General features: G+C 41.4%; 22 protein-coding genes. 2 read left to right on the top strand and 20 right to left on the bottom strand.

The window, feature by feature from the left end:
* Positions 1-63 precede the first annotated feature (63 nt).
* The 5 genes from ACIPK1_RS06600 to ACIPK1_RS06580 form a co-directional block, all read right to left on the bottom strand.
* Positions 64-429 carry a RidA family protein gene (locus tag ACIPK1_RS06600; protein WP_008377153.1) on the bottom strand — a complete coding sequence of 122 codons (366 nt, stop codon included), beginning with the start codon at positions 427-429 and terminating at the stop codon, positions 64-66.
* A 121-nt stretch (positions 430-550) separates the two neighbouring features.
* Positions 551-931 carry a DUF7006 family protein gene (locus ACIPK1_RS06595; protein WP_008377151.1) on the bottom strand — a complete coding sequence of 127 codons (381 nt, stop codon included), beginning with the start codon at positions 929-931 and terminating at the stop codon, positions 551-553.
* 322 nt (positions 932-1,253) lie between these two features.
* Entirely contained in the window at positions 1,254-2,756 is a 1,503-nt protein-coding gene (locus ACIPK1_RS06590) for a helix-turn-helix domain-containing protein (RefSeq protein ID WP_008377149.1), read from the bottom strand.
* Positions 2,757-3,106: 350 nt separating this feature from the next.
* Positions 3,107-5,587 carry a MucBP domain-containing protein gene (locus ACIPK1_RS06585; protein WP_061053831.1) on the bottom strand — a complete coding sequence of 827 codons (2,481 nt, stop codon included), beginning with the start codon at positions 5,585-5,587 and terminating at the stop codon, positions 3,107-3,109.
* Between the two features lie 390 nt (positions 5,588-5,977).
* Positions 5,978-6,451, bottom strand: coding sequence for a DUF1456 family protein (locus ACIPK1_RS06580; RefSeq protein WP_008377143.1), 474 nt, complete (start codon positions 6,449-6,451; stop codon positions 5,978-5,980).
* 258 nt (positions 6,452-6,709) lie between these two features.
* On the opposite strand from ACIPK1_RS06580, the gene ACIPK1_RS06575 reads away from it, so the two are divergent.
* A complete protein-coding gene (locus ACIPK1_RS06575) occupies positions 6,710-7,159 on the top strand; it encodes a DUF305 domain-containing protein (protein WP_005237438.1) in 450 nt (149 codons plus the stop codon).
* 131 nt (positions 7,160-7,290) lie between these two features.
* On the opposite strand, the gene hisIE is transcribed toward ACIPK1_RS06575, so the two are convergent.
* The 8 genes from hisIE to hisG all read right to left on the bottom strand — a co-directional run bounded on the left by hisIE (position 7,291) and on the right by hisG (position 14,604).
* Positions 7,291-7,923, bottom strand: a complete 633-nt coding sequence (hisIE, locus tag ACIPK1_RS06570; protein WP_008377139.1) for a bifunctional phosphoribosyl-AMP cyclohydrolase/phosphoribosyl-ATP diphosphatase HisIE — start codon at positions 7,921-7,923, stop codon at positions 7,291-7,293.
* A 38-nt stretch (positions 7,924-7,961) separates the two neighbouring features.
* Positions 7,962-8,720, bottom strand: coding sequence for an imidazole glycerol phosphate synthase subunit HisF (hisF, locus tag ACIPK1_RS06565; protein WP_008377137.1), 759 nt, complete (start codon positions 8,718-8,720; stop codon positions 7,962-7,964).
* Positions 8,717-9,436 carry a 1-(5-phosphoribosyl)-5-[(5-phosphoribosylamino)methylideneamino]imidazole-4-carboxamide isomerase gene (gene hisA, locus ACIPK1_RS06560; protein ID WP_016611981.1) on the bottom strand — a complete coding sequence of 240 codons (720 nt, stop codon included), beginning with the start codon at positions 9,434-9,436 and terminating at the stop codon, positions 8,717-8,719. The genes hisF and hisA overlap by 4 nt, the downstream gene beginning before the upstream one ends.
* Positions 9,433-10,056 carry an imidazole glycerol phosphate synthase subunit HisH gene (gene hisH, locus ACIPK1_RS06555; protein WP_016611979.1) on the bottom strand — a complete coding sequence of 208 codons (624 nt, stop codon included), beginning with the start codon at positions 10,054-10,056 and terminating at the stop codon, positions 9,433-9,435. The genes hisA and hisH overlap by 4 nt, the downstream gene beginning before the upstream one ends.
* A gap of 66 nt (positions 10,057-10,122) precedes the next feature.
* A complete protein-coding gene (hisB, locus tag ACIPK1_RS06550) occupies positions 10,123-10,716 on the bottom strand; it encodes an imidazoleglycerol-phosphate dehydratase HisB (protein WP_061053828.1) in 594 nt (197 codons plus the stop codon).
* Positions 10,713-11,771, bottom strand: coding sequence for a histidinol-phosphate transaminase (gene hisC, locus ACIPK1_RS06545; RefSeq protein ID WP_008377129.1), 1,059 nt, complete (start codon positions 11,769-11,771; stop codon positions 10,713-10,715). The genes hisB and hisC overlap by 4 nt, the downstream gene beginning before the upstream one ends.
* The gene (gene hisD / locus ACIPK1_RS06540; protein ID WP_400450328.1) at positions 11,768-13,048 is read right to left on the bottom strand and encodes a histidinol dehydrogenase; all 1,281 of its coding nucleotides are present in this window, start codon (positions 13,046-13,048) and stop codon (positions 11,768-11,770) included. The genes hisC and hisD overlap by 4 nt, the downstream gene beginning before the upstream one ends.
* A complete protein-coding gene (gene hisG / locus ACIPK1_RS06535; protein ID WP_086299159.1) occupies positions 13,045-14,604 on the bottom strand; it encodes an ATP phosphoribosyltransferase in 1,560 nt (519 codons plus the stop codon). The genes hisD and hisG overlap by 4 nt, the downstream gene beginning before the upstream one ends.
* Positions 14,605-15,115: 511 nt before the next feature.
* On the opposite strand from hisG, the gene ACIPK1_RS06530 reads away from it, so the two are divergent.
* Positions 15,116-15,754, top strand: a complete 639-nt coding sequence (locus ACIPK1_RS06530; protein ID WP_016611971.1) for a type II CAAX prenyl endopeptidase Rce1 family protein — start codon at positions 15,116-15,118, stop codon at positions 15,752-15,754.
* 157 nt (positions 15,755-15,911) lie between these two features.
* On the opposite strand, the gene ACIPK1_RS06525 is transcribed toward ACIPK1_RS06530, so the two are convergent.
* The 7 genes from ACIPK1_RS06525 to ACIPK1_RS06495 all read right to left on the bottom strand — a co-directional run bounded on the left by ACIPK1_RS06525 (position 15,912) and on the right by ACIPK1_RS06495 (position 23,820).
* Positions 15,912-16,076 carry a hypothetical protein gene (locus ACIPK1_RS06525; RefSeq protein WP_008377119.1) on the bottom strand — a complete coding sequence of 55 codons (165 nt, stop codon included), beginning with the start codon at positions 16,074-16,076 and terminating at the stop codon, positions 15,912-15,914.
* Positions 16,077-16,193: 117 nt separating this feature from the next.
* Positions 16,194-17,036, bottom strand: coding sequence for a Cof-type HAD-IIB family hydrolase (locus ACIPK1_RS06520; protein ID WP_086299158.1), 843 nt, complete (start codon positions 17,034-17,036; stop codon positions 16,194-16,196).
* 250 nt (positions 17,037-17,286) lie between these two features.
* The gene (locus tag ACIPK1_RS06515; RefSeq protein ID WP_016611968.1) at positions 17,287-17,670 is read right to left on the bottom strand and encodes a DUF7006 family protein; all 384 of its coding nucleotides are present in this window, start codon (positions 17,668-17,670) and stop codon (positions 17,287-17,289) included.
* Positions 17,671-18,205: 535 nt separating this feature from the next.
* Positions 18,206-18,862: an HAD family hydrolase gene (locus ACIPK1_RS06510; RefSeq protein ID WP_400450324.1), complete on the bottom strand. Its 657-nt coding sequence runs from the start codon at positions 18,860-18,862 to the stop codon at positions 18,206-18,208.
* A gap of 280 nt (positions 18,863-19,142) precedes the next feature.
* Positions 19,143-19,757 carry a hypothetical protein gene (locus tag ACIPK1_RS06505; RefSeq protein WP_005237455.1) on the bottom strand — a complete coding sequence of 205 codons (615 nt, stop codon included), beginning with the start codon at positions 19,755-19,757 and terminating at the stop codon, positions 19,143-19,145.
* A gap of 233 nt (positions 19,758-19,990) precedes the next feature.
* A complete protein-coding gene (locus tag ACIPK1_RS06500) occupies positions 19,991-21,280 on the bottom strand; it encodes a CapA family protein (protein WP_400450322.1) in 1,290 nt (429 codons plus the stop codon).
* A gap of 437 nt (positions 21,281-21,717) precedes the next feature.
* On the bottom strand, positions 21,718-23,820 hold the full coding sequence (locus tag ACIPK1_RS06495; RefSeq protein WP_400450321.1) for a BglG family transcription antiterminator: 2,103 nt from the start codon (positions 23,818-23,820) through the stop codon (positions 21,718-21,720).
* Positions 23,821-23,834: the final 14 nt, after the last annotated feature.

Here is a 23,834-nt window from a genome sequence, read left to right as displayed (position 1 = left end):
TTCTCCCTTTATCCTACGGCTAACAAGCAAAAACATCGAAGCCCATTTTTGATTTCTACGAACTTACTTTCCCTGATCTTCCTTAAAAGCAATAGCATCGATTTGAAAAAGAATGCCTACCTCTCCAGAATGAGCGAAAGCTGTCTGAATTGATTTTCTAACCGGAAATTTCCCATGGAAGGTTTCTTTTAAGAGCTTCTCCATCACTGGAATATCAAACACATCTTTAAAAAGTACATCCATTTGAACCACATTTGCAAATGTCAAATCGACTAATTTCAAACGTTCTTCTAAATGATTCAATGCCCCTACAATCTGTTGCTCTATTGGCTGCCCGATGTTCCCCACGCAATAGCCCACGAAAACAAAATTTCCCGCTTCAATCACACCTGAAAGTGCCCAGTCCTCATTGATATCGTATCGCTTCATTCGTTTTGTTTCCCCTTTCTATTTATTTTCATAATAAAAACCATGTCTATTAATTGACTTGGTCATATTATTGCTTTTTTTGTCTTTGAGCGTCAATCCGTACATTCCAACTGATAAATTCCTACTCCACCGAAAAATGCAAGGAATGAGGGGTTGGGGCGATCAATGTCAGCCCGCACCTTTCTTTAAAGTAAGTCTTGCTGTCTTCTTTTGCCACTTGCAAGATTTCCGCTTCAGTAAAAGGCACAACACTGTCACTGCCTCGAAGCTCACTACACTCTAAAATAATCAAAATCTCTGCTTCAAGGGTATTGATTTTCGCAAGCTGTTCGAAAAAATTTTTTTGATTGATTTCTTGAATCGCCATGCGAATTTCTAAACAGTTTCTATGGATTTTTTCTTTGATTTTTCCATACTCATCTTTACTGAAAAGCCGTTCAGATTCCTCAATATAAAAGTTCAAATATTCTTGCAATGTGTGGATTTTAAATGGTTCCTCCATCTCCAGCACCTCCTGTATTTTAATGGTTGATTCTTATGTAAAATGATTTATTCCAGTTTTGTATGTCTGTATTATCACACGGTTTTTAGCTGGAAACGCGTCAATATGTGACTGATTAAATACAAAATACGTCCTGTTATATAAATACTGATTCTAGTTAGTACAGTTCATTTACATAATCACCTTTATCTCCGAACATACTTCGCAAGCTATAGAAGGTGTGACACTGTTGTTCAGCAAATTTCTATCCTCTGGCTATAAAGAAAAACAGGCAGTCCTCTCAGATTTGAGAATACTGCCTGTTTGCTGAATCTTGGGTAAATCAATCATTTTCATTGTATTTTTTATTGGAGGTATTCTGAAATGTTTCCACCGCTTCAATTAGTTCCAGCCACCGGTCACCGGTTGGAAAGCTATTCCACTTAAAAAATTGGACGTTTGGATTTTGGTCCAAAAAGGCTTGCCGATCAACTGGATAATCGGTCACCACAAAATCTGGTTTTTCTGAAACGAAAGCGAGGGTATAGCCAAACCAGCGTTTCAATCGTTCTTTTTGTCTGATTTCTTGAATTTTTCCAAATTTTGATTCATGAAAGATGCGGACTGTCGTTCGATCGATTTTTGCTACAATTGAAAGAAGCATGCTGTATTGAAAAAGCAGTCGATTATTGGAAGCATACATGGTAGTAAAAATTGGGGATTGTTGGGCTAACGATTGGTACATCTCCTGCACGAGTGGAAAAATTTTGGGAAAGACTCTGCGATAATCTTTATCCGTTGTCGTTTTTCCAAAAGCATCAATTTTATTTTTCGACGCAAAGAGGAGTGACACAGAATGAATGTTCAAGGCATTAACGAAAAGATACTCGATCTCCCCTTCAGGGACGAGAAAGATCTTCTGAGCAGTTTTTGCAAACAGTCTTGCTGTTGCAATTGATCCTTCCGAGAAGTGATCAACAACTCTTAGTTGGCTAGGAATCTCTTCAGGCAAATACGTCGTCATCACAGAAAACATATAATATAAGAAGAGAAACTCTGTTTCTGGAACGTCACTTAGAATCAAGTTAGCGTTTAGCAATGGTTTTATGAGCTCTTCTTTGAATTGCTCGTAGGAAATCGTGTGATGGACCATTTTCTTCATCTCTTGAGGAATCTCTTTTACCGGAAAACCTCTTTTAAAACGATAAAGACTTAGTGCAAGCAGTTGGATAAATTTTTCCTGATCGATACCGCGATAAAAACTAGGATAACTTGTCAACTTCTCCTTCAATGCACGAACACTTTGCTTCGACAATCCAATATAACGCACATTCGTCGCATCATAGATCTGCCAATACATGATATGGAAAAAATGACGAATTCGGTATTCTTCCGCTACAAATAACGGTTTCTTTTTTAAATTCAATTTGATTTGATAATTCTCAAGAATCGTTTCTACTTCCTTGAGCTTTCTTTGAACCGTGCGATTACTGACATAATGTTGTTGGGCGGTTTCTTCCAAAGACACGTATTTATCACTAAAGAGTCTGTCTAAAATTTGAAAGGGCATACTTTCTGCTAACATAACCGAATAGAATTTTGACAACAAAAAATTAGGCGCAAAATCAAGGGCTAGCTCCCTTCCTTCTCGCATGTCGATTTCAAAAAAAGGGTATGATTTTTGTAAGTCTCTTGCACGCTCAAAAACTAAAACGATTCTTCTTTTTGATAAATGCACATGATCCGCAAGGTCACTCAATAGTTCACGATCAATGGCATGTTCAAAAAAATACGCAAATAGCTCATAGACATCTTGATCCAATTTAGTTAAAAGAAATTTATACATAGTAATACCTCTTAACTTTAGTTTTACAGTAATTATACTCTTTTAAACGTGCATTTTCATTTCCTAGGTGTTGATTCATTCGTTTCTCTCAATGAAACATTCTTGCTAAATAATTCTGTTATTCGAGATTGTCTTGGAACGTTAGTCTGATAAAGAATCAGAGTCTCAAATGATCAGAAATTCTTTGAGCTACTGGGAATAGTCAGATAAAATCCATTCAAAGATTAAGGAGACGAGGAAACCGTCCAATCCATCCTACAAAAAAGGAGTGGATCGCCCCACTCCATAAAAGGTTAACTTTTTAAACCAATCGTCCATTCTGGACATATTTTACTCTTTATAGAGAAGCTTTAATTCTCAGTTTTTCTTTTTCTTCGCCAAATTGCTAAGAAAGAAAATAGAACAATGATCGTTCCCAAAAAGCCCATGATTCGTTGACCTGTTAGTTGCTCTCCTGTGGCAGGTAATTTACTTTTCCCGTTGGTTTGTGTGTTGGTTTGTGTGTTCATTTGATTGTCTTTGTTTCCTGATTTATCCTCTTTTTCTTCTTCAGGGGTTTTGTTTTCTGATTCAGGCGTATCTGCTCCTGAATCATCCTCTGGTTTATTCTCTTTTTCAGCACCGTACACATAGATGACTTCTTGTGCGGTAGTACTGAACATCCCTTTGGCATTGCTTGGTATTTGAGAAACCGTCCAGCCTGAAAGTTCTTTGGCTTCACTCTCATACGGCAAACCTACTTTGCCGTTCAGAATCGTTGGTTCGGCTAACTGATTGCCTTCTGTATCTTCGTATTTTACCGTCACTGGTGCAGCATCACTACGTTCATACACATAGACCACTTCTTGCGCGGTGTCGCTGAAGATGCCTTTGGCATTGTCGGGTGTTTGGGCTACATACCAACCAGAAATAGATTCTGACTTGCTCTCATACGGCAAACCTACTTTGCCACTTAAAATTGTCGGCTCGGTTAATTGATTCCCTTCTGTATCTTCGTATTTTACCGTCACTGGTGCAGCATCACTACGTTCATACACATAGACCACTTCTTGCGCGGTGTCACTGAAGATGCCTTTGGCATTCGCTGGCGTTTGAGTCACCGTCCAGCCTGAAAGTTCTTTGGTTTCACTCTCGTATGGCAAACCTACTTTGCCGTTCAGAATCGTTGATTCTGCTAACTGATTGCCTTCTGTATCTTCGTATCTTATCGTCACTGGTGCAGCATCACTACGTTCATACACATAGACCACTTCTTGCGCGGTGTCGCCGAAGATGCCTTTGGCATTGTCGGGTGTTTGAGCTACATACCAACCAGGAATAGATTCTGACTTGCTCTCATACGGCAAACCTACTTTGCCGTTCAGAATCGTTGGTTCGGCTAACTGATTGCCTTCTGTATCTTCGTATCTTACTGTCACGGGTGCAGCATCACTGCGTTTGTATACATAAACGACTTCTTGCGGGGTATCACTGAAAGTACCTGTTTTATCCCCTTGGATTTCTTTCAATGTATAGCCAGCAATCGGCTCTTCTTGTGTCGTATACGGTTCACCAACAACCCCTGATAAAGTGACGTCTGGTAACAATGTCTTTTTACTTTCATCAACATACTTGACGGTCACATCTTCTGCAGTATTCACATACTTCACAGGTAGTTGATAATTCACTAAATATTGAATGGTACCTGTACTAGCAACTCTTTCTGTGGACAAACGATTAGGAACAAGAGAAGTGATTGACAAATAATCAACATTGGCGGGAATATGTTTAAATTGAATCCCTTCTTCAGTCAATTCGAACCCATCATTTTCATATAAGGGAAAGATATAGCCATTTTTATCTACCCCCCGAATCGAATAAGAATACTTTTTGTTGGACAAAGAAGAGAGCAACGCATTTCCTTGGGTATCAACCATCATATGGTCTTTATAAAGAACATCAGATTGGCCGTCTTTTACTAACATTGACTCTAATAGTATTTTCTCCTGAGTCATAATAGATAGTTGGGAATTTTGATGGTGTTCTGCAGATAGCTCTAACTTAGAAAAATCCGTCATGCTACTTGCATAGACCGTCAGATAATCTGTAACCCATCCACTAAGATATTGACCAACCCCAATTAATTCTTGGGCTGTCAAATAGGCATCATAATTTCCTATGTGGATATTTGAAAAAGATCCTTTTGGAAAAATTTGTGCTAGTACATTAGGACGGGTAAACAATGTTGCATTGTCCGCCATAGTGATTTTGGGAACATTCGCAGCAATAATAGACGTCGTATATAACGCTTGTAAGTTGCTAGCGTATTCTAAGCCAGTAAAATCGACTACTGTGTCTTTGACTAAAGAAGAAAAATCTAGCTGTTTTAGATTCGCCATATCTTCTTGAGTGATTGTATCAACTGTTTTGTTTAGCCCTTTCGCTACCTCATTTTGCAAATTCTTATCCGGCATCCAAGCGTCCAATGGAACGCTGCGATCAGAGAATGCCTCTTTCATTTCTGCTGACGATTCGGTTGCCAAGCTAGCTGTGTCTTCACTTGAATCAGGTAGTTTTTTTTCTGTTCTTTCCGTCGAGCCATTTTTCTCATCATCATTAAACACTTCTTGCGATTCTGAGTTACTTGTGGTGTCCCCGTTGAATTCTTCTATACGAGAAGAAGCGACTGTTTCAGTAGTCTCCTCCACTTTTTCTAATGTTCCTAGTGTCGTTATTTCCTTGTTTGATGGAATGGTTTCCTGTTCCTCAGCCATAACTTGTGCCAAAGGTGCCAACACAGGCTGACTTAACAAGATCGCCAATGACAAATAGCCCCAAAATTTCCTTTTCATAACATTCTCCTTTTATATTCGTTTAAATACGATACGCTTTCCTATCTTTCACCTATCTACAAACTTCGCCTTCTGATGATGGTGATGACTTGTTAATTACAACTTTTAGACACAGGATGCTCCTGTTCATTTTGATAGTATTGCATGGTTCATCATTCTGAACACGTCAACATTTGTATCAGAAATGACCAAACTTGTCAGGTTTCAACGAACAGGTTATTCAAACAAACAGATCGTTCACTTAACCTGCTTCTTCATGCTCCAAGCTTGGACTCGGTCAGCGCTACAATCACTTATTTAAATTGTTATTTTTACACACATAAAAAGAGACACATAACATGCATCTCTTTAGGCGCCCCATTGTAAGTTCAGTCTATTATTGATTTTTTACTAGTTATCCCGATACTCGATCGTCAATCCTTTTAAAAAGTTGCGGGCATATTTGTCTAAGCATGGCTTGTAATTGCGATGGCCTTCTTTGCGTAAAATGGCGCCCAGTTCACCTTTTGAAACCTTAACTCCCGCTTGCTCGAAAATGTTCAGCATTTCATCCGTTGTTAGGGAAAGGGCGATTTTTATTTTCTTCAGCATCAAATTATTCACATTGCCATTGTTCAACTCTAAGACAGGTTCTGCAGCATCTGACTTTGTTCCTCGTTGCGAGCGAATCAAACCATTTAAGAAACGCTCAAAGGCTTCATTGGTACACTCAATCTCGTAGGTCTCAGGGTCTTTTTTCTTCAATAATTGTCTTACTTCTTCTTTCGTGAAAGAAGCGCCGCCAAGTTCAAAAATTTTCACCATGTCAGTATCTTTGATATCCAAAGCATAGCGTAAACGCGTCAAGCGATCATTGTGATTCATTCTATACACCATCCATTTCTTAGGTTGATTATAACAAATAAACCTAGACGAGTAATCCCGTTTTCGCTTTTTTACTCTAAGAACCCATTGTTTTCGTTCAAATGTATATCGCTTCTCTCATTCTACTTCCTCCGCTATACTTGATTTAGGGAGTAAATTTATTCTAACAAAACAATAAACAAAAAAAAGCATCTATTACGATGATGTTTTGGATTGCTTTATTGTTTTTATTTTGTATACAAAAAGGAGAGGAAAGAAATGAAGAAGTATGGGAAATTTTTGGTAATGATTGGGGTATCGACGGTGATTATGTTTTGTATGATGTATTTCAATGTCTATGCCCTCGATCATATTTTTTTCAGCCAAACCCGCCTGTTTATGGCACTTATGATGGGCGCGATGATGGCGATCATCATGCTATTGTTTATGTGGAAGATGTATGACAACAAGAAAATGAATATCGGCATTCTAGTTGTCAGTGTTGCACTCTTTTTTAGTTCACTTTTTATGGTCAGAAGCCAAACTGCCGTGGGAGATACAGCCTGGATGAAAGCCATGATTCCCCATCATTCGATTGCGATTCTAACCAGTAAAAATGCCGATTTGTCTGATCCAAGAGTAAAAGAACTTGCAGAAAAAATCATCGACGCACAGGAAAAAGAAATCAAAGAAATGAAAGAATTGATCGAAGAGTTAGAAAACAAATAGCAATTTTATGTGCTCACTTAAAGAACCAGCAGATCAACTTTTTCCTCACGGATGAGAAGCCCTTCAAGCAATAGCTGAAGGGCTTCTTTTTTATCGTCAGCTACTTTCTTTCTACTGAAAAATCCTGACCGTTATTGCATCCGCTCTTGTTTGACTTTCTTATCCACAACATGACGCTTGGCAAGCTCTTGGCGAATAGCCGCTAAATCAATCCCCATTTCTGCCATTAAAACCAATGTATGATACGCCAAATCAGCAATCTCATAAACGGTTTCTTGACGGTCTTCCTTCATCGCCCCAATTACGACCTCGGTTGCTTCCTCGCCGATTTTTTTTAAGATTTTTTCACTGCCTTTTTCAAACAAGTAGCTGGTATAGCTTCCTTCTTGTGGCGTATCTTTACGACCTTTTATCAGCTCATACAACGCATCGATGGTTGGAGAGGATTTTGTACCATAAAGCACTTCTGTAAAGCAGCTTTCCGTGCCTGTATGGCAAGCAGGTCCGTCTTTTTTTACTTTGGCGACTAAGGCATCTTGATCGCAATCTGCTGTCAATGACACTAAATGCTGGTAATTGCCGCTGGTTTCTCCTTTGCGCCACAATTCTTGACGACTGCGGGAATAAAAGGTCATCAATCGGTCCTTCAAGGTCAAGGTCAAACTTTCTTGGTTCATATAAGCCAAAGTCAAGACTTCATTCGTTTCCACATCCTGCACGATCACTGGAACCAATCCTTGTTCATCAAATCGTACTTGCACCATGTTATCCACTCCTTCTGTTGCCTATCAAAACGCCTACTCTATACGATTCGTACGGGAATATCGACGGCCTGTAATTGTTTTTTCAGCTCTGGGATTTTTACCTCGCCATAGTGAAAAATCGAGGCTGCCAATCCTGCTTCAATATTTGGCAATTGAAACAGCTCGATAAAATCGGTACTTTTGCCAGCACCACCGGATGCGACGATCGGTAATTTGGTGATTTCGCTGACAGCTTTCAGCAAGTCGAGATCAAACCCCTGCTTCACGCCATCGGTATCCATGCTGTTGATGACTAGTTCACCAGCACCTAACTGCTCAGCTTGGTGAATCCACGCCAATGCTTCTAAGCCTGTATCTTCCCGTCCGCCTTTGGCAAACACATGCCAGTTCTCACCGACACGGCGAACATCAACGGATAAAACAACGCACTGGCTGCCATAGCGTTTCGCGCCTTCTGCGATCAGCTCTGGTCGGCGAAGCGCTCCCGAATTGACGCTGACTTTGTCGGCGCCACAGTTTAAGACTCGCTCAAAATCTGCTACTTGATTGATGCCGCCCCCCACCGTCAAAGGAATAAACACTTCTGACGCCACGCGCTGCAAAATGTCCGTGAATAAGCCGCGTTCTTCTGCAGAAGCAGTAATGTCATAAAAAACCAGCTCATCGGCGCCTTGTTCATTGTAAAAGCGCGCCAAAGTCACCGGATCATTGACATCTTTTAAGCCAGCAAAGTTGACCCCTTTCACTACTCGCCCATCTCGCACATCAAGGCAAGGAATAATTCGTTTGGCGATCATGCTTCTGCCTCCCCTGCTGCTAAGACATCGGCCAATTGGAGACTACCGTTATATAAGGATTTCCCGACGATCACGCCAGAGATCCCCAACTGTTTTAATCCTTTGATATCTGCCAATGAAGCCACGCCGCCAGAAGCCACGATGTCGCAATCCAATTGATTGAGTTTTTCGTATAAGGGCAGATTGATGCCTTCTCCTGTACCGTCACGGGAGATTTCGGTAAAGATGATCGTTTGCGCGCCCCATGCCACCAATTGTTGGCAAAAAGTAAACGCGTCTGTTGCCGTTTTCTCGAGCCAGCCTTCCACTGCCACTTTTTCTTCCTTGGCATCGACTCCAATGGCGATCTTATTGCCGTATTTCTTGAGCATCGCTTTTGTGAATGCTGGGTCTTTCTGGGCAATCGTGCCGAGGATCACCCGATGAACGCCTGCTGCCAAACAATGCTGGATCGTTTCTTCCTCACGAATCCCGCCGCCAACTTCGACAAACAGATTGGTCTGCTGGACGATGTTTTTTGCGATATCAAAGTAATGGAGTTTGCCGGCTTTGGCACCATCTAAGTCGACGAGGTGCAGATAGTTGGCACCCGCTTCTTCAAATGAACGAGCAAATGCCACTGGATCATCCCCAAACACTTCTTTTTGCTCATAGTCTCCTTGGTACAAACGGACCACTTTTTGATCTAACAGATCGATTGCTGGAAAAATTTTCATAGCGGCACCTCCGTAAATGCTTTTAAAATCTTCAACCCGACTGCCCCGCTTTTTTCTGGGTGAAACTGAGTGCCGAAGACATTGTCTTTTTGCACGATACCGGGAATTGCTAGACCATAGTCACTGTCTGCCACGACATACTCTTGGCAATCAGTAGCAAAATAACTGTGGACATAGTAGACAAAGTCTTGTTCCCCTAGCCCGCTGACGAGGGGACTTTCTTTTCTGACAGTCAAACGATTCCAACCAATCTGCGGCACTTTCAGATTCAGTTTGGCTTCTTCAAAGGCGCATTGCATGGAAACGATCCGTCCTGGAATCAAACCGAGCCCCGCATGTGTGCCAAACTCCTCACTGCTATCAAACAACAGCTGCATCCCTAAACAAATGCCTAAAAAGGGTTTGCCAGCTGCTGCCAATTCTTGGATCGGTTCGATCAGCGACAACTCTGCCAACTTTTGGCGAGCATCGCCAAAAGCCCCTACGCCGGGTAAAAGAATGCGGTCGGCAGCTTTTAATTCTGCTAATGAACGCGTGATTCGGCACTCAACACCCAAATAGTCCAGCGAACGAGACAAGCTGAACAAATTGCCGACCCCATAGTCGATGATTGCTAACATAATACGCCCCTTTCCTTATCTCATCCCTCTGTGTGGAAGATACGTAATCATTTTTCCCCTCATGAATCACTGGATCGTCCCTTTGGTTGAAGGGATCTCATCTGGGGCTGCTTGATTGATCGCCACCGCTTCACCTAAAGCACGCCCAAAACCTTTAAAGCAAGCTTCCACAATGTGGTGGCTGTTTTTGCCAGCGATTTGATGGAGATGGATCGTAGCACCTAATTCACGGGCAAAAGCAATGAAGAATTCTTCAACCAACTCCGTATCAAACTGCTGCCCGATTTTTTCACTCGGTATCGCCAACTCTACGACTGCCATGCCGCGACCGCTAATATCGATCGCTGTCATAACTAAGGCTTCGTCCATCGGCAGCAGCATACTACCATAGCGTTTGATACCTCGTCGCTCCCCAAGACTTTCTGAAAACGCTCGGCCAATGGCGATGGCAACGTCTTCTGTTGTGTGATGGGCATCTACTTCTGTATCGCCATCACAAACCAACGTCAAATCAAAGCGACCGTGGCGGACAAATAATTCCAGCATGTGGTCTAAAAACCCCACACCAGTCTTGATTGATTGCTGACCAGTACCATCGATCGTCAACTGCAGGTGGATCTTGGTTTCCGTCGTATTGCGGGTAGCTTCTGCTTTTCTCATTCCTTCACCTCTTCTATGATCGTTGTTAGCACCGTCATCAGTCGTTCCATCTGGGCCTTCGTTCCTACCGTAATTCGTAAATACTCTTTGATGCGGGGCTGATTGAACCAGCGGACGAAGATTTTCTGCTCTTTCAGTGCCTGATACAACTCTTCACCGGCAATCGCAGGGTGCCTTGCAAACAAAAAATTCCCTTGGCTGTCGGTCTGCTCAAAGTCGAATTTCGCTAGGGCTTGCTTGCTCCACTCACGCACGTGGATCGTTGCTTGGATTTTCTCATCGACATACGCTTGTTCCTGCAAAACGGCTGCACCAGCGGCTTGGGTCAAACTATTGACATTGTACGGATTCAAGCTAAATTTCAACCGATTCAAGTCTTGGATCAGTCCTTCATTGGCAACCGCAAAGCCTAAGCGTGCTCCTGCCAGCTGCCGAGATTTCGAAAACGTCCCCACAACCAAGAGATTTGGGTATTGATCGATCAAAGAAACCATTGAAGAGCCGCCAAAATCGATATAGGCCTCATCGACTATCACTAAGCGATCGGGATGCCGTTTTAGAAAGGCACAGATTTCGCTTTGTTCTTGATAAACCCCAGTCGGGGCATTGGGATTGGCAAAAATGACGGTCCCTTTGAGTGAATCGTAGTCCGTTAACGCGATCGAGAAATCTTCTTGCAGCGGAACAACGGTGGCAGCGACTTGGTACAAGGCACTATACACTTGATAAAACCCGTAGGTCACATCGGGAAAGGCGATGCCGTTTTCCGTGAAGCCTTGAAAGAGGTAGGACAAGACTTCGTCACTGCCATTACCGAGAAACAGTTGGGCTGGTGTAACGCCAAGATAGGCAGCCAGAGGGTTTGTCACTACTTCAGCAGCAATATCCGAGTAACGATTCAGCTTTTGGGCGGCATCAGCAACCGCTGCTTGAACACTTGGCGCTGGCGGATAAGGACTTTCATTGGTGTTCAGTTTAATAACGACTTGCTCATCTACTTGTTCCCCCGGTGTATAAGGAGTCAGCTTGTGATACTTTTGATGTAAAAAGGTCATTTTTCTCCCTCTCTTCGTACATTGATCGAACGGGCATGGCCGATCAAGTCTTCGGTTTCCGCGAACAACGCTACAGCTGGACCAGCTGCTTTCATGGCTGCCTCTGGGTAATACAAATAACTGCTTTTCTTAATAAAATCGTCCACTGATAACGGCGAATAGAAACGAGCCGTCCCTTCTGTCGGTAGGGTATGGTTTGGTCCAGCAAAATAATCTCCCAGTACTTCCGGTGTATGGTGACCTAAAAAGACGCTACCCGCATTTTCTACTTGTCCCAATAATGCAAAAGGATCAGCCACCGCTAATTCAAGGTGTTCTGGAGCAATTTGATTGGCAATGGTAAGTGCTTCGGTCAAATCTTTGACCAGAATCAGCTTTCCGCTAGATTCAAGCGCCGCAGCAGCAATGTCTTTGCGGGGCAGTTGCTTCAGCTGCAACTCAACCTCGGCTTGTACTTCTTCAATCAAAGCTGCTTCTGTTGTGACTAAGATAGCTTGCGCTAAGGGATCATGCTCGGCTTGTGCCAAAAGATCCGCCGACAGCCAGCGAGGATTTGCGCTGGCATCAGCGAGGATCAGCACATCGCTGGGCCCTGCGATCATATCGATATCAACTTCGCCGTACACCATTTTTTTCGCTGTGGCGACATAAATATTTCCCGGTCCGACGATTTTGTCGACTTTGGGAATTGTTTCTGTTCCATAAGCCAATGCCGCTACGCCATGGGCCCCACCGACTTTGTAGATTTCATCCACTCCGGCAACGGAAGCTGCCGCTAAAATAGCAGCCGGAACTTTTCCCTGACTGTCCGTCGGTGTGATCATAACGATTTTTTTGACCCCGGCGATTTTTGCCGGCAGGACATCCATCAAAACCGTACTTGGATAAGCTGCTGTGCCGCCAGGAACATAGACCCCGACTTTTGCTAATGGTAAGACCCGCTGTCCCATCACAACGCCATTTTCCTTCGTTAAGACAAAGCCTTGCTGGACTTGTTTTTGATGAAATGCCAAAATGTTTTCTTTCGCCTGTTCCATCACATTAAGCAGCTCGGGTGAGACGGCATGGACAGCCGCGTCTATCTCCCCTGGACTGACGGTTAAGGAAGACAAGGTCACTTGATCGATTTCCTCAATTAATTGAAACAACGCCTGATCTCCTTGCTGCTGAACACGGGCAATGATTTGGGCGACAATGGTTGAAACATCTTTCGTTTCCGACTGTTTCCTTGCCACAATCGTTTCGATCGTATTTTTTTGGGTCGAAAAAATTCTCATAATTGCTCCCTCACCTTCTCAATCACTGTTTGAATGCGTTCTTGCTTGAAACGCCACGTGGCGTGGTTGATCACTAAGCGCGCTGAAGACGGCGCGATGTCTTGGATCACTTCTAAATCATTTTCTTTTAGTGTCGTCCCCGTTTCGACGATGTCAACGATCACATCGGAGAGACCTAATAAAGGGGCCAATTCAATCGATCCATGCAGTTGGATCAATTCCACTGAGCGACCTAACCCTTGATAAAACTGGCGGGTGATCTGCGGATATTTTGTAGAGACCCGCAGCGGTCGGGAGAAATCTTCCTCGAAATCCTTACGCGCCGCTACGGCCAAACGGCAGACCCCCATATGCAAATCAAGAAATTCGATGACTTCCGCCTTGCTTTCCATTAAAATATCTTTGCCTACGACACCGATATCCGCCACTCCGTGCTCCACATAGATTGCTACATCGCTAGGCTTGACTAAGAAAAAGCGCAGCTTGTTTTCTTCATCACAAAAAATTAGTTGGCGATTGTCTTTGAAGACGCCTTGCGCAGCGACTCCGGCTTTCGTGAACAAATCATATACGGCATCCCCCATGCGGCCTTTTGGCAGCGCAATGTTCAAATAGGCTGAACTTTCGTTGTCAGTCGGCAACTTTTGCCCCACATGATTGAGCTTCATGCCAAATCCGATCGCTCCTTGCGCTTTGCCTTGCCGACTCATCAAGCGATCATAACGGCCGCCATATAAAATTGTCTCTCTTGCTTCTTCGATAAATCCTTGAAACAGCAAACCACTGTAATAATCGGCATCATTTAAAATCGAAAAATCTAACCTTATTCGAATGGAGGATGACAGTTGTTCTTTTTGCAATGCTTGATACAGTTGGTTCAGTTCTGCTAAACCAGCTTGAGCTTGGGGATATTCTGCCAGCAGTTCTTTGGCTTTTTGATACTTGGTTTCAAAATCACCTGACAAACGTACCAGTTTCGCTAATTTTTCAGCTTCTGTTGCTGACAAGCCAGCTTTTTCAGTCAGTGCATCCATGCCATGAGAACTCTTGTCCCGCAGGCAGTGCAATACCTTTTGTCGATCCGCTTCGGGGAAGCGTTGGCAGATGCCATCCAAAATCCCCATATGGGACAGATCCAAGGTCCCTTTTCCCACCTGAGCCAAACTTTCCCACGCCAGTTTTACAACCTCCAGTTGATCTTCCCACGTGATTTGGTCAATGAGCTCCAAACCGATTTGATCGATTTTTTGGTATTCCCCAGCTTGACGATCCTGTCGATAGACATCTTCCACATAATACACTCTACGCGCCTCTCCAGACGGTGTATTTTTGGCAATCGACAAGGTAACATCGGGTTTTAGAGCCATCGTCCTGCCATCCGTGCCTGTAAACGTGATGATGGAAGAACCACGCAAAAACTGATCATTTTGCTGATAGTTGCGATACTCTTCAAAGTTGTTCGAGTGATAAGGTGAAAAATGATGCTGCGTATACAATTTTCTTAATTTCAGTTCGACTTGTTCGGCTGGTTTCAATACATTCCATAACTCTTCCACACTTATCACTCCTATTTCATGCCACTGATCCGGCTTTCTCACTGTTAAAGGCTCGCTTTATCATCGATTCACCATCAGTTTTTCTAATAATACTAATGGTTTTGCCATAAATAAGCAATGGTATTTTTCGAAATATTCTGGAATTTTAGTCGATTTCAAGAGAACATAGCGATGTCGTTTCTTTGTTGACGATTATTCCATCGAAACTGGAAGTCAGTTTTCCTTTCTTAATGAAGTAACTTAGTACTTGTGCATCCTCCATCACTTAGTTGCACAACCATAAAAAAGTCCGAAATATACGACCATCTTGTTTCAGAAACTCGTTATCGATTACTCTATCCTTTGTACCGTACAAAGAATTGGCGCAAATGAAGCGATGATATGACAATCACCCAAAACGTTCATTGTTGTACTTATCGCTTATATTGCGGCACAAAAAGCACACTCAGAAGAATCAGAGAAAACAGCTAAATAGTACATGCTCTATAGCTTAATAAGGAGAGAAAAGTAAATGAACAAACTTATAGGAAAACAAATCTCATGGAACAACGCTTTACTAGGAACAGTCCTCGCAGGTATCGGTTTGGTCGGTCTTTTGTATGCCCCTGCCATCGTCAGCATCTTCTCATTATCGATTGCCAGCTATTTGGCATTACGGCTGGTTTACGGTAATGAGGCAGTCAAGCAGCTCTTTGGAAAACCCATCGCGCCAGTGAAGACGATCAGCAAGTATGTTCTTTTAAACATCCTGATCAGCTTCCTCGTTTCTCTCGTTTTGCAATATGGACTAAAATGGGATCTTCACGGAAATCCAGTGAACGAAGGCTTTCAATGGTTGACTCTGCTAGTTATTCCAATCATGTTACTTGGAGAAGAACTCTTTTCTATCTTCTTTTTAGCGATCTTTTCTAGTAAATGTACCTTGCCAATTGCCAGCATCCTTTCCGCGATCATCTTTGGCTTGGTTCATTACAGCACTTATGACAACGGCAATGTTTTCCATACCTTGATCCATATTCTTTTCATTCAAGGAGTGGCGCGCTTGCTATTTAACCAAGCTGCTATCAAGAGCAACTCGATCCTGACTAGTTGGGGCACACATGTCTTGTTCGACCTGTTTGCTATTTTAGTGGCTTATCTGACTGCTTGAGAAGAAAGAAAAAGACTGATTCAATTGGAATCAGTCTTTTTTGATACAACAAATAGTTACTTGTGTGCCCCTCCTTGAAAGGACGCATTGATCGCTTTTGTGCCTTTCACAAGGTTGGGTGTTTGTTCTATTCGCTGCGTTTCATAAGAAAATGGTCTTACTTTTTAAAGGTACCCTCTTTTACTTTCTCACAAATTTCTGCCTCACTGTACACCTTCATCAGCCGTTTGACTTCGCCTTCGATGTTGAAGCGCAAGGCTTCTGTCGCCTTCAGATTTTTCAATGCTTGTTCAAGATAACAAAAAAAGGTTGTTTCCTTCATTCAACTCAGCCTCCTTGTCAATCGTTGGTTTTACCGATCAGTTTACCAACATCGCTCAACTCCTGATCAATTCCTCCAGGAAACAAAAGGATTGTGCAGACATCTGCTTCTTAGTAGTTACACGAGGCCGTGCTTTTGGAGCGCTTGCGCAATCCCGCCGTCTTCTGGTCGAGCCGTCACCTCGTCAGCTACTGCCAATAGCTGTTCACAGGCATTGCCCATTGCAATTCCCGTCGCAACAGCTTCAAACATTTCGACATCATTATGGCCGTCACCAAACGCCAAGGTATCTTTGTTATCGATCCCTAAATGGTTCAAGAGAAAATCGATGGCTGTTTTCTTGTGGATATTCTTGATGCCGATCTCGCCGCTATCTTTGCCAAAAACAGGTACCGTACTGCGAATCATTTGGAATTGTTCGTGGTATTGGTCATGGACCCGTTCATAAGGAATGGAATGATTGATAAAGGAAACTTTGTTCACGTCATCGTAATCGATTTTCGCTTCGTCCTCAATCAGTAAATCAAGGAACCACTGAATAGTTTGAACGCGTTGTTTTCCTGCTTTACTTTCAACAGACTCACCTGCTAAGACGATCTCCAGCAAACGATTTCTTAGATTGGTACTTGCAAATAAACCTTGGTTCGATTCCAAGTAATACTCGATTTGGTTTTCTTTTAAGAAATCAATCAATCTTAATAAAGCTTCTTTTTCAAAAACTTTGTGCAAAATCACCTCATTATGCACCTCACAATAACCGCCGCCGGCACCAATCATCCCACTTAGGGGCAGTGCCAACACGTCTTCTGTAATTTCGGCCTTTGAACGACCGGTACATAAGAAAAATTCATGGCCTTTCTTATGCGCCGCTGTGATCGCTTGGCGTGCACTTTCTGGTACATTTCCAGCATCATCACATAATGTTCCATCTACATCTAAAAAGACAATTTTTTTCGTCAAATCATTCCCTCTTTTCTCACTCAATCAATAAAGCGCTCACATGAACGTACTTGCCGAACACAAGGTGTCAAGATCAGCTCCTTAGAATTAGTATAACAAATCACAAGGAAAGTGCGCTAGACTATTTTACTAGATCATAAGATGGGATTCTGTTATTATGATCGCTCTTTCTATTCCTCTACTCCCGTGTTCATCGCGTTATTGCTCCATGTGTTCTTTCTTGAGATGGTTGAATTATCCTAAAATATGCTTACTCCTCACTTAAATAAATTAAACTCCATTTTGGTACTTGATTGTTTTTTTGACCTGTAAGCTCGCGATAATAAGATTTTTTATCATTTTTGATCATACAAATAATTTCATGCTCATCCATACAAAACTCTTTGCATAGGTTTGTTCTACTATTTTCAAAAAGTTCCAGTAAAATTTGAATCTGCGCATCTATTGCTAGAAGTGCTTTGAGCTGAACAAATAAACTCTTTGATTGATCATAGTAAATGTGCTCAAATTCATCACAGAGTTCTTGATAATAATGAAAGATTTTTGGGTAATCAGTCAATACCCCTACACTTAGCAACACTTCTTTTGAATAACACAAATAGTCTTTCGGTTCCTTGATATTTTCTGATATCATATCCTTACTCCTTTACATCTATGTTTTTTTGGTGAAAGTAGCGCTATCCCTTCTGCTCGCTTTGATTTTCTTCCGATAGGTTTTTTAATTGAAGCTTAGCTGTCCAAAAACCACTAAAAATGATTGGGTCTTTAGCTCTTACCAATGCAGACACATTAAGAAAATCAGTTACGCCTATTATAGTTTCCCTTTCAGATTCTCTTATAATTACTTTTTATTAAATAAAAGAAATAAGAGTGAAAAAGAGGCGGCCCCGTTCCCTTCTGCTAAAAAGTAGTGCCCGAATGCAACTAGATCGTCTCTAATGACAAGAAAATGACTATAATATCCATAAAAATCAACAGATAGCTAAAATTGTTGCTTCATGTAAATAGACGCCCCATATCCATACCAACAAAAAAACCAATAATCGAATCTATCGATCATTGGTCGAAACCTCAAATATACTGCTGGAAGAAGACGTTCAGTCCATTCTATTTTTCACGCTACAGATCAAAAATAGAAATGATTTTTAAACTGTATCAGTAAAAATAGATCAAGCATAGATATAATCTAAAATATCCTGCGGCGCTTCTGCCAAAGCATCTGGTTTGTCAGCGGAAAGTTTTTTCGCATCGTGGCTGCCCCAGGTAACAGCGATGGTTTTGACACCGGCTGCTTTGCCCATCTGGATATCAAAAATAGCATCTCCTACCATGATCGTCCTTGTCGGATCAAACTGATACTGAGTTACTACTTTATTGATTCCTTCTGGATGAGGCTTGTAGTGGGACACCGCATCTGAGCCGATGATTTCTTCAAAGAACGCCACCAGGTTCTGAGCAGCCAAATTTCGTTTGACGACCGCTGTCTTCTTACTTGAAACCACGAAACAAGGAACCTTTCGTTTCATTAAGATTTCTAGGACATGGGGAATTTCAGGAAATACGTTCAAGGTACTTTCCTCGTATGTTTGATAATAGGTACGAAAAACCCGAATCAGTTCCGCTGCTGTTTCTTGATCCAATGGCTGTTCTGACATTTTAAAAAACGATTCTTCGATCGGTATCCCCATGTAATGTTCAATGACTACCTCACTCGGTACTTTGAGTCCCATCTCTGTAAAAGCTGCTTTTGTCGCCTTGATGCTGCATTCTCTCGAATCTAATAGGGTTCCGTCTAAATCAAATATCACACACTCAATCTTCTTCACGACATTTCCTCCTCTGAAAGATACTACAGCACGTTTCTCCAAAGTGCTTTTTAAATCCTGTAGTATTCCTTTTCATTACTGATTATCTCTATTTTAACACTAAAAAAAAGCATTATCATAATTTTCGATACCATCATTTATTTAATACTAATATTTTTATATAAAAAACGACTCAATTTGAAAACAGAGTCGTTTCTACCTGAAAAGCAGTCGAAGCTACAAAGAGGTCTATTCGTGAGAAATAAGGCTTCGATGCTCTTTTGATCACACAATTTTCTTTTTATTGTAAGATATAGCCTTTGCCCCAAGCGGTACGAACCCGTTTTTCAGTGTAGTCGTATTCATCTAATTTTTCATTGATTCGTTTCGCTAATATTGACAACTGAGATTTTCTCGAGTTTGTTCCACCATTTCCCCAAATTTTCCAACACAGGTCTTCTCGGTTAATAAATTGCTCTTCTCCTAAATTGTTAAAAAAGATCTGTTCTTGCAGACTAAGAAATTTAGGAAAGGATTCTTTCGTGACGGATGCTTTTTCTAACTTACGACTAATTGGTGGTAGTGCAGCCAAAAATTCTCTCAGCTCGACAAAAGAGCGATTCAGGTACGTGGCATTTTCAGCTTTTTCCATCCTACCTTCTTGTTCAATATTCCCTGGCAAGATACGGACGATTCGTTTTTGATAATAAGGAGCCAACGCCTGATTGATCAATAAAAATTCTGGATCTGCAATCGTTTCACTGACAAATAAGCAGTCAAATAATTTGGCGCTTTCTATCAACCATTCCGCCTCTTCTGTATTTTTCCCTACGAACACTTCATGACTCAAAATCTGTAACTCCCGCTGCAAATCAATCTCATATGATATATTTTTCGTCAGTATAATAATTCTCATGACACATCCTGCTTTCTTTCCCTTTTATTCAGAAATCATCTACTGAATCCTTTCCGACTCATTTCTGAATGCTTTATGTTGACATTATTACTTATTTTTATCAGTTTGAGGTGTCATTTTTTGTTCATAAATGATAGTCTACTGTCATGTTTTGTTGGAAGGAGCACCATTCGTTTCATGATTCGTTTTCTCGAGAGCTAATAAAAAAGCAACCTGTTGGTCAGGTTGCCTTATTAGTCATTTTGATTTTCTTTTTGCTGCTCCCACTTCAAATCTAACAGCTCCAGCATTTCATGGTAGGCGGTTTCTATGCGCTGTCGTTTTTCTTCAGGAACACGTTTGGCGTATTGTCCATCCGGTAGATAATCTTCGGCCAAGTAAACTTGAAAATCAAAGGCCTGTAAGACGCCGTATTCTGGATCATAATAGGTACGATCAGGGATCGGCTCTTTGGAGACCCAAGTTGGATGTAAGGCAATCTTACTTAAATAGGTCCGAGCTCCCTGTTTGGTGATCTCAACTTCTGGAATGACGCCGCGTTCGGTCCAATAGTTGTTATTGACGGTTTCATAACGTTGATTCGACAATAAGTTCCCCATTGAATAAATGATAAATTTCTTTTCACCGTCCTTTTCGATGATTTCGGTTGGTTCTGCTACATGCGGATGGCCGCCGAAAATAATATCAGCACCAAAATCGATCATCTTCCGATAAACAGTTTGTTGTTCTTCCGTTGGTTCTAAAGAATACTCGACACCAGACTGAGGCATCACGATGGTGATATCCGCCAAGGTTTCCGCTTCTTTGATCTCTGCTTCCACTTTATCGAGGGACAAGTCTTTCAAATAGGTGTCATACTCTGCTTGAGTTAAGCTTTCTTCAAGTCCATTGAAGCCATAGGCATAGGCCAAGAGAGCAACTTTGATCCCGTTGACTTCTTTGACCAAAATTCCACTATTGTCGACCGTGACACCAATCGTTGCCAACCCTTGATCGTGAAAAGCAGCCGCCGTTGTTTTGACTCCTTCGATTCCCGTATCTAAGATATGATTATGAGCAAGATCGATCACATCAAAGCCCGCATCTTTGATGCTGGCAACGGCATCGATAGGCGCGTTGAATAAGGGAAAACCGCCAAGCGGTTTATTAGGATTGATGGTTCCTTCAAAATCACCCAGAGCAAGATCCGCCGATGCAATTAACGGTTTGACTTGCTCAAAATCATTGTCAAAATCATAACGCTTTCCATCGTAAGCGCTTAAATAAACAGGTGTATGATAAAGCATATCGCCACTAGCTGTCACTGTGATGGTTTTTACTTTTGGCTTTGTTTCGGTAGAACTACTTGATTCTTGCATTGGCTTTGTCGGTTTTGTCGATTCTGCTGTAAGACGCTGTTCGGGGATGCTTGTCGCTTGAATCACTAGATAAATCACTCCGAATGTGATTGCCAATAATGCTACACTTAACCCAGCAATGATCCGCTGCCTTTTCTGATGTTCCTGTCTTCGTTGCTGTCTCATGAACCCACCCTTTCAATGTCCTTTTTCCCAAATTTTTATTCTATTACAATCGAAAGAGAGTGCTTCTATTCCCTTTCGCACAACATTCACTAAATAATATCTTTTTATTAAATAATTATACTATACTTTTTAGCCCCTTAATAGGTCATTTCATAAAGCATAAAAAACAGCCCGATCGTGATCGAACTGTTTCTCCACTTCTATGGTAGCTGATTTCCGAATGAATCTTTCTTGTAGAACTGGACTAACCTCAAACGGCATAAATTAGTATCATTAGATAATCCTTCGGCTGTTAACAGTTCTGGATGACATCCCTCGCTTTCGGATGAACAGCAGCAAACGATGAAGGCAAATTACTCCCCTTCGCACGCTTCTCTCAATAAAGACCAAAGAGTATATGCTTTATTCTATAATACTTACAGTTTTTTCGAAAAAATTTATACAACAGCAGTACGTAAAATCTCTGCAAACCAGTGATAAACTGTTTCCGGACATTCATGTTTTTCTAATTCTCGAAAAAAGTCTTTGGATTCAATAAGGGTAATAAACTGAGTCATCGCATTTAGATGCTGCTTGCTGTCTAACGCAGAAAGAGTAAAGATGTACTTTACAGGAATCGTTCCTAAGACATATACTTCAGATTCTAATGTTGTCAATCCCATGCCAAGTTTTTTTGCACCTGCTTCAGGAACCGTATGCGGTAAGGCAACTTGATCGACTATCACCATATAAGCACCTTCTGATCTGGTTTGTTGAATGATCGAATCGATGTAATTTCTAGTGATGATCTTTCTTTCAATCAATGGATTGGCTGCGAGATAAAAGGCCTCTTCCCACGTTCTGGCTTTTTTGTTTAATTGTATCAATTCTGGACGCATCATATCCAACAGCATTGCAGGTTCTTTTGACTTTTTCTCTTTTTGAGACATGATAGATGCTGTTGGCGAGCAGGACTCTTGTACAAATTTCTCTAGATGATGCCGCAGAGCTGACTCGCTGGTAACCGTTGAATATTGTTGAATAACCTGCATCAAGCCGTCGATCGTAACAGTATTGGGCTTTATACTTGTACTGGTTTCGAATTTGACATCTAAAAACAACTGGGTTCGTTCCTCGTAAGACATGATCGGGTTTACTACAAAAATCGGTTTTTTTAACGGATAAAGTTGAAAGTTGGGTTTTGTCGTAAAAATGATATCGTAAGACTGATCAAATGAATGCAGTTCGCTTGTTTCAATCGGTCCCAATAAGATAAAAGAGGGAAAGATTTCCTTTAATTCATTGTAAATGATTGCTGAGCTTCCAATACCATTTGGGCAAACAACGACCCCCACTTTTTGTTGCACCATATATTCTTCAGAATTCCTGATCAAAAGCGCAAAGTGCATTGTTAAAAAGGCTACTTCTTCATCTGGAAGCTTTGAATCAAAGCTATCACTGATTGGTCTCAAGGTTTCTTTTACGATCTGATAAAGGTCATTATATTTTTCAAAAATTTTCTCCTGCATAGGATTGATGATCGGTAATCGAAACAGCATTCGGAAATAGGTCGGTCGAAAATGACTATATAATTGCTTGATGACAGAGTGTTTATCCTTGAAACGAATACCTGAAAGCAATTCAAATCGCTCGACGATTCTTTCTACCAATTCAATGATGACCAAATTTCCTTGAAGCCATTCCTTTTCATTCCCTAATGCCATTCCCAGTACCCACCCACAGAGATAGTTCTTTTCTATACTATTCATCACCCCTGCGGTTTCTAAAATTTCTTCAGCAAAGCGGTACTCCTTCATTTTTACTAACTCATGATCATTAGAAAAGGGCTTTAGATCAAATTCATTCAAGCCCATTCTTGGGTATAAAAAAATAAGGATATAGTTCAATTCAATCAATCTATTTTCAACTAACTCTATCGCATGTTTTTCTAAAAGAAGAGAAAGATAGGTGTCCTGCTCATCCGCCAATTGTATTCGTTCGTTATGAATAAAGTAACGGTAAATAAAATCATCGTCCTTGCTAGTCACATCTTCCAAAATCATTCGAAATAAAGCGTAACGAATCATCAGTTCATCACCTGCTAAGTGATACCCCTCTTTTCTCGAGTAACTGATTGAAATATCGTACCCATGTAATTCCGCTTGTAATTTGCGCAGATCACTCATAAAGGTTGTTTTGCCGATTTTTAACGCATCTAAAAAATGATTGACCGACAGATAGTCTTTCTCGTAGTAAAAGAGCGTCAAAAAGATATATTTTCCTCGTTCTTTTGAACTCATCTCATAATACTTAAACATACGCTCACGTAAAAATGACTCCAACAAATATTCCTTGCTTTTTTCAGGCAGTCGAATCACACTTTCCTTATTCACGCTAAGTGGTAGTTTTTGGGCAGATAGAAACTGGTTGATTTTATCAATGGTATACTCTATTTGAGTGCGGTTCATAGAATAATTCCGCTGAAGATAATCGTAACTGATGGTCGGTTTTTCAATCAGAGCCATCAGCATCTTTCTCGTCCTATAGTCAATTTTTACCATCAATGTTCCCCCAT

Origin of the sequence: Enterococcus sp. NPDC086594 (assembly GCF_044746145.1) — a bacterium.
Lineage (GTDB): Bacteria > Bacillota > Bacilli > Lactobacillales > Enterococcaceae > Enterococcus_D > Enterococcus_D entomosocium.
Note: the sequence above shows the minus strand (reverse complement) of the source record. Positions and strands in the feature narration are given on the sequence as shown.